We start from the raw sequence: 13,219 nt of genomic DNA on the forward strand, positions 1-13,219 counted from the left end.
GTTTTAACGAAGTGCTACTAGTTTACGACGCATATACGCTATTTTACTTTGTAAAGGTAGGTGTTTAGGACAGTTGTCTTCACAAGCAAGTAGTGACATACAACCAAATATACCATCATCATCACCAACTAATTCATAGTAATCCTCATCAGTTCTGTTATCATGCGGATCAGCATAGAATCTCGCAACTCTATTTAATCCAACAGCACCAACAAAATCAGGACGCATTAGTTTAGTTCCACAAGCAGCAACACAAATACCACATTCGATACAACGATCAATCTCGAAAATTTCTTCTGCAAGTTTTGGATCAGACGGAGCTTCAAGTTTTGAAATATCAACATCTTCATTTGTATGAATCCAACTCTCAACACGCTTACTCATATCGTTCATCCAGTTACCAGTATCAACAGATAAATCTTTTAGAAGTTTAAAAGCTGGCATAGGAAAAAGCTCAAGAACGCCATCATCATAATCTTTTGTAAGAGTACGACAAGCAAGTTGAGGAGTTCCGTTTACCATCATTCCACAACTACCACAGATACCTGCACGACATACAAAGTCAAAAGATAAATCTGGATCCATTGTTTCTCTGATTTTGCTCAGAGCGATAAATAGAGTCATTCCTTCAGTTTCTTCTAGCTTATATTCAACCATGTGAGGCTTAGAAGCTACTGAGTTAGGGTTGTATTTTAATGCTTTTATAGTTACTGTTCTGCTCATTTTTTATCTCCAAGTCTTTCATTTTCAGCTTTAAAAATAGCTTGCAATTCAAAAGGCATTAACGCATCTTGAATTTCAATTCTATCTTTACCATCTGCTTCCATCTCTTCGCGCATTTTATCAACTTCTTCTTGACGCTTAACACTTAGTTCATTCTCAATCATCATACCTTTTGCACCATAACCACGAAATGCTGGAGGCATTTCCATCTTCATGATATCTAAGTCTTCATAAGTTAGAGTTGGCAAAGTATCACCTTCATTCCATGAAGCAAGAGTTCTCTTTAACCAGTTTTCATCATCTCTTTTTAGGTAATCTTCTCTATAGTGAGCACCACGGCTTTCTTTTCTTTCAAGTGCACCAAGTGCTACACAAAGAGAAAGTTTAAGCATCATTGGAACTCTATAAGCTTCTTCAAGTTGAGGATTAGCGCAAAGAGTTTTAGACTCTACTTTAACATCTAGTGATTTTTTATAAAGCTCTTCTAGTTTATTTACAGCTTGGGTAAGACCTTCTTCATCACGGAAAATTGCAACTTTGTCCCACATGATAGCTTTCATCTCATTTTTGATTTCAAATATATCGTTTTTACCTTCTTTATTAACAAGGTCATTCATATATTTTTCTTTATCATCAATACTAGATTGAAGAGTTTTTGAACTAATGTCAATATCGTGTGAAGCACAAAAATCAGCAAAGTAATCTCCAACGATCATACCGGCAACAACAGTTTCACTTACTGAGTTTCCACCAAGTCTGTTAAAACCGTGCATATCCCAACAAGCAGCTTCTCCACAAGAGAAAAGACCGTCTAGTTTTTGAGATTCACCAGTTGCTTTTGTTCTGATTCCACCCATTGAATAATGTTGCATAGGAAGAACTGGAGCCCAACCTTTTGGACCTTCATCAGCTGGATCAATTCCGTTAAAAATTTGACATATTTCTTGAACATCACGAAGATTTTTTTCAATATGCTCACGACCTAAAATAGAAATATCTAACCATAAGTGATCACCATAAGGAGATTTAACACCCTTACCATTTCTAATATGCTCAAGCATTCTACGACTTACAACATCACGAGATGCAAGTTCTTTTTTCTCTGGTTCGTAATCCGGCATAAATCTGTAACCATCTACATCTCTAAGGATACCACCATCACCACGACAACCTTCAGTAAGAAGGATTCCAGATGGAACAATTGGCGTTGGGTGAAATTGTACGGCTTCCATATTTCCAAGTGTTGCTATTCCAGTTTCAAGAGCGATAGCCGCACCGATACCTTCACAAATAACAGCATTTGTAGTTTGCTTATAAAGTCTTCCATATCCACCAGTTGCAATAAGAGTACCTTTAGCAACATAAGCACTTAGCTCACCAGTTACTAAGTCTCTTACGATTGCACCATAACAACGATTGTTTTCATGGATAAGAGAGATAGCTTCTTTTCTGTCTTCAATGTTTACATTGTGCTTTAGCGCCTCATTAGCAACACCAAAAAGCATTGTATGACCTGTCGCATCTGCTGTATAACAAGTTCTCCATTTTTTAGTTCCACCAAAGTCACGAGAGTGAATGTAACCGTGTACTTCATCATCTTCAACTAAAGTAGTTCTCTCAGCATTCATAACAACTTCTCTTGGACCTTTTGTAATTCTTGTCCAAGGCACACCCCAAGCAGCTAATTGACGAATAGCCTTTGGTGCAGTTGTAACAAACATACGAGCTACCTCTTGATCACAGCCCCAGTCACTACCTTTTACAGTATCTGCAAAGTGAACATCTTCGTTGTCACCTCTACTCATTTTTGAGTTACCTAAACTCGCTTGCATACCACCTTGAGCAGCTGCTGAGTGAGAACGCTTAACAGGAACAAGACTTAAAACAGTTGTACTTAAACCTTTTGACTGTGAAGCAACTGCAGCTCTAAGACCTGCTAATCCACCACCGATTACTAATGCATCGCAATATTTTACATTCATGCTTTTACCTCTGTGTTTACATTATAGATTTTTTCTATTTGTGAAGTTGGATGATATTTTTCACCAGCTTTGTCCGCATGTTCCATACCGATTTTTAAGTATGCTAATAGAGTAGCAAGACCAAGAACTAAAAAGAATACAGTTATAGCCCATTTGACTTTTTTCAAAGTTTTTCTTGTTTCTTTTGCGTTTTCACCTTCAAACCAACCCCATTTAATACAGAGACGATAAAGACCAATACTTCCGTGTAATTCAACAGCAAAAAGAAGCATAAGATAAAAAGGCCATAGGGTTAACATTCTGTCGCCTGAACCATATGGTCCAATTGTACCAGGTTGAGTTAACATAAGAAATAAGTGAGCAGAACCAAGAAAGAACATTGAAAAACCAGTAACAGCTTGAATAAACCACATGCTAGTTTCGTCATGCTTCATCATTTTCATGTGAGTTCTATAAATTTGCCATTGTCTAAAGCTAGCTGGAAGTTTTCTCATACCCATAGCAGCATGAACAATAAATATAATAAAGACAGCACCAACAGCAAGAGATACTAAGCCTGGCTTAGGTTCCTCAAAAAACATACTACCTTCCATAAATTTTGTAAGCGAATACATAAAGTCTTTACTTATTAATATAGTCGATACGAAAAACATATGCCCCCACATAAATAAACCTAAAAACAACCCTGTTGCACTTTGAATATAATCTAACTTAGCTGGTAATCTACTCTTTTTACCATCCACAGACTTACCTAAAAACCCTTCAATAAGGTCACTCATGTATTTATCCTTTTGTGTTTTTACCCAAGACTGAATTATTTTGGGAAATTTACGAAATATTACTCCTCTTTTGATTAAAAATAAGTTAATTATTATAAGTATTTGTGAACTTGATAACTATGTGATAGTCAAAAAATCCTGCTTTATATGGTTGAAATATCATTTTGGATATAATTCCAAAATATTTTATAAAATCTAGGAATTTATATGCAAAAAGCAAATATTGAAGGAAAAGTTTGGACATTCGGAAAAGATATTGATACTGATTTAATTATTGCAGCACGCTATCTTAATACTTCCGTGCCAGAGGAGCTTGCGAAACATGTTATGGAAGATTCAGATCCAGAATTTGTAGAGAAGATGAGGAAAGGTGATATCATAGTTGCTGGTGAAAATTTTGGTTGTGGTAGTTCAAGAGAACATGCACCAATAGCACTTAAGGCTGCTGGAGTTGCTGCTATAATCGCTCCAACTTTTGCAAGAATTTTTTATAGAAATGCATTCAATATGGGGCTACCTATTTTTGAGCTTGAAGAAAGTTATGAGATAAGTGAGGGCAATGAAGTAAATATAAATATGGATGCAGGCACAATCACAAATAAAAGTACAAATAAAACATATAACTTTAACCCAATTCCAGAGTTTATGCAAGAGTTAATAGATGCAGGTGGATTAATGAACTTTGCACAAAATGAAATAAAAGGTAAATAATGAAAAATTATAAAATTGCACTAATTAAGGGTGATGGAATAGGTCCTGAAATAATAGATGAGGCAGTAAAGGTTTTAGATGCTGTTTCAGCTTGTTCAGGTTTTCATTTTGAGTACGAAGAGGCTTTAATGGGTGGTATCGCTTACGACATAACAGGAAATCCGCTACCAAATGAAACTATCAATATTTCGCTTAACTCAGATGCTGTGCTTTTTGGTGCTATTGGTGGAGATAAATGGGATAATCTTCCTCGTGAATTAAGACCAGAGAGTGGACTTTTAAGATTTAGAAAAGAGCTTGGAGTTTATGCAAATTTACGTCCTGCTATTGTTTATGACGAGTTAATTAATGCTTCTTCTCTTAAACCATCAGTAATAAAAGGTGTTGACCTAATGGTTGTTCGTGAGCTTATAGGCGGACTTTATTTTGGTGAACCAAAGGGTCGCGATGAAGACAAGGGTTGGAATACTATGATTTATTCACGCTCAGAAATCAAACGCATTGCACATCAAGCATTTCAAATTGCTATGACAAGAAGTAAAAGAGTATGCTCTATCGATAAAGCTAATGTTTTAGATGTCTCTCAATTATGGAGAGAAGTTGTTACAGAGATCTCAACAGAGTATCCCGAGGTTGAACTAAGTCATATGTATGTTGATAATGCCGCTATGCAACTTATTCGTGATCCAAAACAATTTGATGTAATGCTTACAGGAAATATTTTTGGTGATATTTTAAGTGATGAAGCTAGTATGTTATCTGGTTCTATTGGTCTTTTACCTTCAGCATCTGTAGGTTCTAAAATAGGTGTTTATGAGCCTATTCATGGTTCTGCTCCAGATATTGCAGGTTTAGGAATTGCTAATCCTATCGCAACTATAGCATCTGCTTCTATGATGCTTAGATACTCATTGGATGAAATTGTAGCGGCAGATAAAATTGACTCAGCAATCAAAAGAGCATTAAGAGAAGGTTATAGAACACAAGATTTAGCACAATTTGATGCTAAGGAAGTTTGCTCAACTAGTGAAATTGGTTCTATTATTGCTAACTATATTTCAAAATAATTTTAGATAAAAATGCAAACTCTTACACTAGCAAATATTTACGAACTTCAAGGTCTTAAAGATGAAGCTTTAGATATATATAAGAATCTTTTAAAAGAAAACCCTTTAAATAGTGAAGCAAAAATCGCTATAAAAAGACTATCTGGAGAAAGACGAAAATTTTTAAATGTAAATACGCAAATGAAAGAGTTTTTTCTAAAAATGGAAGTAGATGTTGAGTTTAATGAATTTGAAAGGTGGTTGTTAAAATAATGGAATTAAAAGATGCAATATTATCAACATTAGCAGAGATGGAAGATAATGAAATAACAAAAAAAGTTTTAAGCAGTTCGATAAAAGCAAAAAAAAATAAACAAACTCAAGTAATAGAAGTAAAACTAAAACCTAAAATAATAGAAGAAACAGCAGCATCTATGGATGGGGAAAAGTTTTTTTTAAATTCAATGAAAGAAAGACTTCTCGTATTATTTGAAGGATTTCAGGCACCAAACAACAAAAAAATAGAAGCTAAATTAGACATGACTCTTAATTTTTTAGAATATGCTCTGGCAACAATAGAACAAAGAGAACAAGAGCTGAAAAAAGGAAAACGAAAGTGAGTCAATATATAGTTTTAATAGATGCCGATGATGAAAAAGGTTTAGTTTATAAAGTTTCTACTGTTTTTTATAATAATAATCTAAATATAATTTCAAATAGTGAATTTGTTGATAGAGATAATAATAAATTTTTTATGAGAAGTGTTGTCGAGGGAGATATTAACTCAAAAGATTTAAGTGGCGCTATTGAAAATATTTTACCGCAAAGCTCAAATGTTAAAGTGATAGAACCAAAAAAGAAAAATATAATAATTATGGCAACAAAAGAACTACATGCATTAGGAGATATTTTGATTCGTCATGAAGCTGGAGAGCTAGATGCTAATATCTTAGCAGTGGTATCTAACTATGATAAGTTAGAGTCTTTAGTTAGTAAGTTTGATATACCATTTATTTGTATTTCTCATGAAGGTTGTGAGCGAGAGGAGCATGAAGATAAAATAATTGATTGTATAAATTCTTTTGATAGTGTTGATTATATAGTTTTAGCAAAGTATATGCGTATTCTAACTCCTAAATTTGTTGAAACCTATGAGCATAAAATAATAAATATACATCACTCATTTTTACCGGCATTTATAGGTGCTAACCCTTACAAGCAAGCTTATGACAGAGGTGTTAAAATTATTGGAGCAACGGCTCACTTTGTCAATAATAATCTTGATGAAGGTCCAATCATCGCTCAAGAAGTTATGCATGTTAATCATGCATACGGCTGGAAAGATATGCAACGTTCAGGAAAAGATGCTGAAAAAGTTGTTCTCTCTCATGCTCTTAAGCTCGCACTTGAAGATAGAATCTTTGTTTACGCAAATAAAACAGTTATATTTTGATTTTATGGAGTTCGCTTGTTTAATCTTGTCTTGGTAAATCCACAAATCCCTAATAATACAGGAGCTATTGGTCGCTTGTGCGTAAATGCAGGAGCATCTTTACATATAATTAAACCTATAGCTTTTGATATTGATGAAAAGGCAGTGCGTCGTGCAGGGCTTGATTATTGGGAAAAGTTAGATTTGCATGTTTGGGAAAGTATAGATGATTTTTTTGCAAACAATAAAATTACTAATAATGCACATTTCGCAACTACAAAAACAGATAAGCCATATTTTGATGCAAAGTTTAAAGATGGCGATTTCATATTTTTTGGTAGCGAAACAGCAGGAATTCCAGAAGATATTTTAAATAAATATAAAGAGCAAAATATAACTATTCCAATGACTAAAGAAGGAAGAAGTCTTAACTTAGCAATAAGTACAGGTATAGTCCTTTATGATGCTATAAGACAAAATTATACTAATTTCAAAGAGGTTCTATGAGTACAGTTTTAAATATTATAATGATGATACTTTTCATTTTGTTTATGGTTTTTATTTTTGGTGGTTACCATAAAAGTAAATTTGATAAACGAGAAAAAGAAGAAGACAAGTCTTAAAAAACTTTCTTTGCCCACATTTCAATAGAATTTTCAAATCTTTCAAATAAACTTTGTGCATTATTTATAATGATTGACATTTCATATCCTTTACTTAATTTATAAAATATTACAATATTTCTAAGTATTTTATAAAAAGTATTGCATTTTGCCATGCTTTCTTTGACTTTCTTTCAAAAAAACATTATAATATGAAAAATCTGGGAGAAATGTAATGAAAAGTTTTTTAGAAATAGTTGAAGAAATAAAAAGTATTGTATCTGCTGAGTATAACTCTAAAAAAATATTTGATAAAGATATAGCTAATATTCTTGGTATATCTCAAATGAATTTTGCAACAATGAAAAAGAGAAATAAGGTTCCCTTTGGAGAGTTAATGGATTTTTGTGCCTTAAGAAGTATATCTATAAATTGGATGCTTTATGGTCAATCACCTGAAAGCCTTGTGGAAGCTACAAATAAATTTTATATGGTTAAATATTTTAGCGATGTTAATGCAAGTGCTGGTGGTGGCACAGATGAGCAATGTGAAGAAGTACAAGAACTAGAAATACCAGAACAGTTTGTCTATATGCTTGGTGGTGATAGAGAGCTTAAAAGCATAGAAGCTATTAATGTATCTGGTGATTCTATGGAGCCTACTTTTAGTTATAATGATATAGTATTTATAAATAGAGCAAAAACCGATCTTCAAAGAGGTGGCATATTTACTATAAGAACAGAAGCAGGGTTATTTATAAAGCGTGTTCAAAAAAGAATAGATGGAAAAATAGATATAATATCTGACAATAAAGTTTACTCAACTCAAACCCTTGACCCTAGTGAAATTGAAGTTATAGGAAGAATAGTTTGTAGATTTGGTGATGTAGATTAATACAGGGAAAAATAAATTGAAATATATAGTTTTAGTTTTTGTAGCGATACTTTTTGGGGCATGTTCTTCAAAAGAAGTTGTTGTAGAAAAAAATACAAAAGAAGAAAAACCAAGTAAAAACATAGAAATATCTGATTTAATTTATATTCCCCAAGATGTAGAGTTTTTTACAAAAGATTTGAATTCAACGAAAAAAATATATAAAATTCAAAAAAAATATGAAAAATATTATTTTAATGTTTGGAACAATAGCAAACCAAGAGAAAGCGTAGAAGAAGTTAAATGGCCATTTTATTCATATAGAGTTGGCGGTAGTTATGGAGAAAATTTTGAATTATTAAAGCAAAGTTTTTTTGATGAAATGTTAGAAAATGCAAACTTTAGCGAATATGCAACTTTAAATAAAAAAGCAATAACTTTAAGGGAAGTAAACATAAGAGCTTTCCCGACAATAAAGCCACTACTTAGAGACCCAACTATCGCAGGAGAGGGTTTTCCTTTTGATTATTTGCAAAATAGTACACTTCATGCAAATAAACCACTATTTGTTTCCCATTATTCAAAAGATAAAGAGTGGGTTTATGTTTTTAGTAGTTTTACTTCTGGTTGGATAAAATCAAGTGAAATGGTTTTTTTATCGCAAAAGCACGTAGATGCTTGGCAAAAAGCCCAGCAAGTTTTTTTTATAAAAGAAAACATCCCTTTTTATTCTAAAGATGGAACTTTCTTATTTCACTCAAAAATAGGAATGATGTTAGCCATCATATCTGAAGATGAAAATAAATATGAAGCTTTAGCTATCTCTTCATACAAAAACACTAAAGCGATGTTTCAAAGAGTTGAAATATCAAAAAGTATCGCAACAAAAGATGTGTTAAGTTTAAATAAAGAGGCACTCACAAACATAATGAGTGAAATGTTTAAATCTAATTATGGTTGGGGTGGCATCTACGGACAAAGAGATTGCTCTTCTATGCTGCGTGATTTATATGCTCCTTTTGGAATTTGGCTACCTAGAAACTCATCTCAACAAGCAAAAGTTGGTAAAATCATTTCACTTAAGCATCTAAATAATGAAGAAAAAATTAAAACCATTAAAGAAAAAGCCGTTCCGTTTGAGACTCTTTTATATAAAAAAGGGCATATTGTTTTATATGTTGGTATTTTTAATGGAGAAATCATTGTTTTTCATAATATTTGGGGCATTAAAACAAATGAAGAAGGTAGAGAGGGTAGAGTAGTGGTTGGAAAAGCTATTTTTAGTACTTTAAAAGTAGGAAGCAATATTGATGATTTTGATAAAGAGTCTGAGATTTTAAAAAATTTACAAAGTATGAATATTTTAACGCAATAGCTTAGGGGGCTAAGCCTTGATGTCTAAAAGCGTGCCAATCATTTCGTCTTGCGTTTTAATAGCCGTCATATTAACTGCAGTTGCATCTTCGATGACTATTTGTTCTGGTAACTCTTTGCTTAAGTCAGTTTGAGAATTTGTCGAACCATTGTTATCTGATTTTCTAGTGTGAGTAGAGACAGAATTTTCTTGATTTATAATTTTTGTGTCAGAAGGTAGATAAGCAGCTGAATTTACATTTGCGACATTGTTTGCATTTGTATTCATCATAGTTTGATGAGCTTGTATTGATGAAATATTATTTGAGATATTCATAAACTTACTCCTTTTACCTAAAGTTCATTATAGTATTAAGAAACTAAAAGTAAGTTTATGCAAGAAATTTAGTGTAAATCAGCGTTTAGTTTTATCTCTCTTGTTGAACGAGAAGCTGTAATCTCACCCGTCATAGAGTTTTGTCTAAAGTGGATACCATTGAAAAATGCTAGTTGCTTAGCTTTGAAAACCTCGCCTTTCATATTAGCATTTGTATTTACTTCCATAATCTTTTTAAGCTCTGCTGGATAGATGCCAACTTTAGTACCTTCTAAAATTGATAAACCTGCATCTATGATACAAGCATCTCCAAGAGGAATACCACAAGTTGAATTTGCACCTAAAAGAGTGTTTTTACCAATAGATATAGGATTACCATCAGTTCCACTAAGTACTCCAAGTATAGAAGCACCACCACCAATATCAGAACCATCTCCAACAATAGCAGAAGAAGAAATACGACCTTCAACCATAACAGAACCAGTTGTTCCCGCATTGAAGTTTATATATGAAGCACCTGGCATAACAGTAGTTCCAGCAGCTAACTGAGCGCCAAATCTTACTTTTGATGTATCAAGTATTCTGGTGTTATCTTGAGGAATAACATGCTGTAAAAATCTTGGGAACTTATCAACAAAATCGATATGTGGATACTCATTTGCAAGTTTTAATTCTATTTCAAACTCTCTAAGGTAATCAAGCTCAATTGGCTCACCTTTTGACCAAGCAACATTAGGAAGTGATCCAAATGCACCATTTAGATTTATATCTCTTAAAGGAACTTTTGCTTGAGAAAGTGCATATAATTTAAGGTAAGACGCTTCAACACTTTCTAATGGAGCATCATCAAAAATAAATGTAACTTTAAACTCTCCATCATAACTTCCACTATTTATAATCTGTGCATAAAGGGCAGAAACAACTTGGATATTTTTGTGTGCATCTCCAAAAGCCTCATCCGAGTAAGGAGTAAAAGCTTTTAAGCAGCTTCTTAAAAAATCTAAGTTAATGTCAAAAACAATTTCACTTTGAGAAAAATCTACATTTTTACCTTGCTCTGCTAGTGCTTTAATAAAAATAGCAGCACTACCAAAGTTTTCATCCCAGTTTATCAATGGATAAGTTGCTTGAAGAGTTTTTTCAACATTCAATTGTCCTAAATCAATTCTACATATACCAAATGCTAAAGGATCTCTATATCCATCCGTTGTTGACTTTATATCTTGTATCAATGCTTTAAAAGCATCTGTCGTTTCAATAATTTGCATGAATTCTCGCTTAAGTAATTTAATGGTGGAATTATACTCAAAAACTACTAATAAAGTTTTATATATACTTGCATTATGGATAAATGGTTAGAATATTTAAAAGATAATGACTACATGAGAGTTAAAAAATATATCAAAGATGGCGCTGATGTCAACGAAGCAAACGAAAACGAAGAATCAGTTTTAGCTTGTGCCATTCAAAAAAGATGTGATTTTGACTTATTGATGCTACTTATTGATAATGGTGCAGATATAGATGAGTTTGATGATGAAGGTGTCAGCATCTTAGATAATGCTATTGCATACAACTCGATTGAATTAGTGAAATATATGATAGATAAAGGTGTTGATGTAAATAGAACCAACAGAAGAAGTAAGTTTACACCACTGATGGGCGTTGCCTGTTATGGAAGAGTAGAAATAGGAAAACTTTTTTTAGAAAATGGTGTTAACAAAGAAGCAGTTGATATGAAAGGATTCAAAGCAACTGATTTTGCTAGAAAGATGAATAAGAAAAGCATCTTAGAACTTTTAGATTATGACGAAAGTAGTCCACAGAACAGGTCTTATGCTAGATGATTTAGTTAAAAAACTTTCCTTGTTTTTCATTATCTAATGGTTTTCTTTTCTCTTTTGCTAGCCATTCCTGTAAAAGAGACTCTATTACTTTGCTTAAGCTCATTTTATATCTTCCTCTTGAATATTTCATTGATTCATCCCAAGTTGTTCTATCTATAAGAAGACTTCTTGTTATCTCATCTTTTGGCTTCATGATTACCTCAATATATAGTATACTATATAGTACCTATCTTTGGCTTGTTGTATGCTTAAGATTACTCTTGTATAATTATGAAAAATATAAAGAATTGAAAATGAACAAAAGTTTATATATTGCAAGACAACCAATTTTAGATATGAACGAAAATATTTTTGCTTACGAACTGCTATATAGAGACACCTTGCAAAGTTCAAATATTAAAAATGATAGACACGCAACAGTTACTGTTTTAAGTAATGTTTTAAATAAATTTGGTGTAAAAAGTTTATTGTCAAAATACAAAGCATTTATAAAAACAGATAAAAAATTTCTTTTGCATGATGTTATATTTTGTATTCCTAAAGAGCATTTTATTTTTTCAATTGGAGCAAATATAGATTTTAGCGAATTAGTTGAACAAAGAATAATAAAACTTCATGAGATGGGCTACACACTTGCAATAAATGATGTTCTTTTATCTATCGATATAATTGATAAGTTTTTTTCAATACTAAAGTATATATCATACTTTAAAGTAGATATCAACACTTTAGCATCTGCTGTTGAAAAACTTAAACAATACCATATTAAAACTATATTTACAAAGGTTGAAACTTATGAGATGTTTGAAAAAGCAAAATCACTTAATGGTGATTTTGTTCAAGGTTATTTTTTCTCTAAGCCAAAAGTGCTACAGCAAGAAAATTTTGATCCAAATTCTCTAAAAACTATTAATTTATGTAATTTTATTATGAGCGATGCAAGTATCGATGATATTGTTGATGAGTTTGAAAATAATCATGCGATGTCTTTACAACTTTTAAAATTTATAAATTCAGGCTCTTTTTACTTTAGAAATAAAATATCCTCAATTAGACAAATACTTACATTGATGGGTAGAACACCATTAACAGAGTGGCTTATGCTTATGGTTTACTCAACAAACTTATTGGATGAAGATTCAGAGACAGAAACACCACTTTTAAACCTTCTTCAAAATAGAACAAACCTTATGGTCGCTGTTTCCAAGCAGATAGAAAATAGTAATATTCAAGACTTAACATCTAAGGTTTATTTTCTTGGAGTTATATCGTTATTAGATAGTCTCTGTAATGTAAAAATGGAAACTATTTTAGAAGAACTGAGTATAGATAATGAAATTAAAGATGCTTTAGTTAGCGAAGAAAGTATACTTGGAGAGATATATATGTTTACAAAAAATATAGAAACATTTAATGCTAAAGGTGTAGAGACTTTTTGTAATAAATATCACATAAAAATAGATAAGTTAAAGAAACTTACTTTTGATGTTCTTCAAAGTGCAACAGAGTTTAAAAGCTCAAAAAGCAAGTAGA

The 13,219-nt window shown here is 32.2% G+C and carries 17 protein-coding genes; 10 read left to right on the plus strand and 7 right to left on the minus strand.

The window, feature by feature from the left end; translation table 11 throughout:
* Nucleotides 1-3: 3 nt before the first annotated feature.
* From MOV42_RS06845 to MOV42_RS06855, 3 genes are read right to left on the minus strand one after another with little or no spacing between them, the layout of a single operon-like run.
* Complete coding sequence (locus tag MOV42_RS06845; protein WP_324170449.1) at nt 4-723, minus strand: fumarate reductase iron-sulfur subunit; 720 nt, start codon at nt 721-723, stop codon at nt 4-6.
* Nucleotides 720-2,705, minus strand: a complete 1,986-nt coding sequence (locus MOV42_RS06850; protein ID WP_324170450.1) for a fumarate reductase flavoprotein subunit — start codon at nt 2,703-2,705, stop codon at nt 720-722. The genes MOV42_RS06845 and MOV42_RS06850 overlap by 4 nt, the downstream gene beginning before the upstream one ends.
* Complete coding sequence (locus MOV42_RS06855; protein WP_324170451.1) at nt 2,702-3,484, minus strand: fumarate reductase cytochrome b subunit; 783 nt, start codon at nt 3,482-3,484, stop codon at nt 2,702-2,704. The genes MOV42_RS06850 and MOV42_RS06855 overlap by 4 nt, the downstream gene beginning before the upstream one ends.
* A gap of 207 nt (nt 3,485-3,691) precedes the next feature.
* Between MOV42_RS06855 and MOV42_RS06860 the strand changes: the two genes are divergently transcribed.
* From MOV42_RS06860 to MOV42_RS06885, 6 genes are read left to right on the plus strand one after another with little or no spacing between them, the layout of a single operon-like run.
* Nucleotides 3,692-4,195, plus strand: coding sequence for a 3-isopropylmalate dehydratase small subunit (locus MOV42_RS06860; RefSeq protein WP_324170452.1), 504 nt, complete (start codon nt 3,692-3,694; stop codon nt 4,193-4,195).
* Nucleotides 4,195-5,262 (plus strand): 3-isopropylmalate dehydrogenase, encoded by a 1,068-nt coding sequence (gene leuB / locus MOV42_RS06865; protein ID WP_324170453.1) that lies wholly within the window; start codon nt 4,195-4,197, stop codon nt 5,260-5,262. Before MOV42_RS06860 ends, leuB begins: the two co-directional genes overlap by 1 nt.
* 12 nt (nt 5,263-5,274) lie before the next feature.
* Entirely contained in the window at nt 5,275-5,514 is a 240-nt protein-coding gene (locus MOV42_RS06870; protein WP_324170454.1) for a hypothetical protein, read from the plus strand.
* Nucleotides 5,514-5,861: a CiaD-like domain-containing protein gene (locus MOV42_RS06875; protein ID WP_324170455.1), complete on the plus strand. Its 348-nt coding sequence runs from the start codon at nt 5,514-5,516 to the stop codon at nt 5,859-5,861. Before MOV42_RS06870 ends, MOV42_RS06875 begins: the two co-directional genes overlap by 1 nt.
* A complete protein-coding gene (gene purU, locus MOV42_RS06880; protein WP_324170456.1) occupies nt 5,858-6,694 on the plus strand; it encodes a formyltetrahydrofolate deformylase in 837 nt (278 codons plus the stop codon). Before MOV42_RS06875 ends, purU begins: the two co-directional genes overlap by 4 nt.
* Nucleotides 6,695-6,709: 15 nt before the next feature.
* Nucleotides 6,710-7,180: a tRNA (cytidine(34)-2'-O)-methyltransferase gene (locus MOV42_RS06885; protein WP_324170457.1), complete on the plus strand. Its 471-nt coding sequence runs from the start codon at nt 6,710-6,712 to the stop codon at nt 7,178-7,180.
* Between the two features lie 112 nt (nt 7,181-7,292).
* On the opposite strand, the gene MOV42_RS06890 is transcribed toward MOV42_RS06885, so the two are convergent.
* Nucleotides 7,293-7,451, minus strand: coding sequence for a hypothetical protein (locus MOV42_RS06890; protein ID WP_324170458.1), 159 nt, complete (start codon nt 7,449-7,451; stop codon nt 7,293-7,295).
* A 59-nt stretch (nt 7,452-7,510) separates the two neighbouring features.
* On the opposite strand from MOV42_RS06890, the gene MOV42_RS06895 reads away from it, so the two are divergent.
* Together MOV42_RS06895 and MOV42_RS06900 are read left to right on the plus strand one after the other, a co-directional pair.
* Entirely contained in the window at nt 7,511-8,170 is a 660-nt protein-coding gene (locus tag MOV42_RS06895) for a LexA family transcriptional regulator (protein ID WP_324170459.1), read from the plus strand.
* Nucleotides 8,171-8,186: 16 nt separating this feature from the next.
* Nucleotides 8,187-9,524 carry an SH3 domain-containing C40 family peptidase gene (locus tag MOV42_RS06900; RefSeq protein WP_324170460.1) on the plus strand — a complete coding sequence of 446 codons (1,338 nt, stop codon included), beginning with the start codon at nt 8,187-8,189 and terminating at the stop codon, nt 9,522-9,524.
* Nucleotides 9,525-9,533: 9 nt separating this feature from the next.
* On the opposite strand, the gene MOV42_RS06905 is transcribed toward MOV42_RS06900, so the two are convergent.
* Complete coding sequence (locus tag MOV42_RS06905; RefSeq protein ID WP_324170461.1) at nt 9,534-9,839, minus strand: hypothetical protein; 306 nt, start codon at nt 9,837-9,839, stop codon at nt 9,534-9,536.
* A 68-nt stretch (nt 9,840-9,907) separates the two neighbouring features.
* Nucleotides 9,908-11,107: a tetrahydrodipicolinate N-succinyltransferase N-terminal domain-containing protein gene (locus tag MOV42_RS06910; protein ID WP_324170462.1), complete on the minus strand. Its 1,200-nt coding sequence runs from the start codon at nt 11,105-11,107 to the stop codon at nt 9,908-9,910.
* A 75-nt stretch (nt 11,108-11,182) separates the two neighbouring features.
* Here MOV42_RS06910 and MOV42_RS06915 point away from each other — a divergent pair, with 75 nt between their 5' ends.
* Nucleotides 11,183-11,686, plus strand: a complete 504-nt coding sequence (locus MOV42_RS06915) for an ankyrin repeat domain-containing protein (protein WP_324170463.1) — start codon at nt 11,183-11,185, stop codon at nt 11,684-11,686.
* A gap of 1 nt (nt 11,687) precedes the next feature.
* Here MOV42_RS06915 and MOV42_RS06920 read toward each other — a convergent pair whose 3' ends face one another.
* Nucleotides 11,688-11,879, minus strand: a complete 192-nt coding sequence (locus MOV42_RS06920; protein WP_324170464.1) for a hypothetical protein — start codon at nt 11,877-11,879, stop codon at nt 11,688-11,690.
* Nucleotides 11,880-11,979: 100 nt separating this feature from the next.
* Between MOV42_RS06920 and MOV42_RS06925 the strand changes: the two genes are divergently transcribed.
* Nucleotides 11,980-13,218, plus strand: coding sequence for an EAL and HDOD domain-containing protein (locus MOV42_RS06925; protein WP_324170465.1), 1,239 nt, complete (start codon nt 11,980-11,982; stop codon nt 13,216-13,218).
* The last annotated feature ends 1 nt before the right edge of the window (nt 13,219 follow it).

Source organism: Sulfurimonas sp. (genome assembly GCF_029027405.1).
Lineage (GTDB): Bacteria > Campylobacterota > Campylobacteria > Campylobacterales > Sulfurimonadaceae > Sulfurimonas.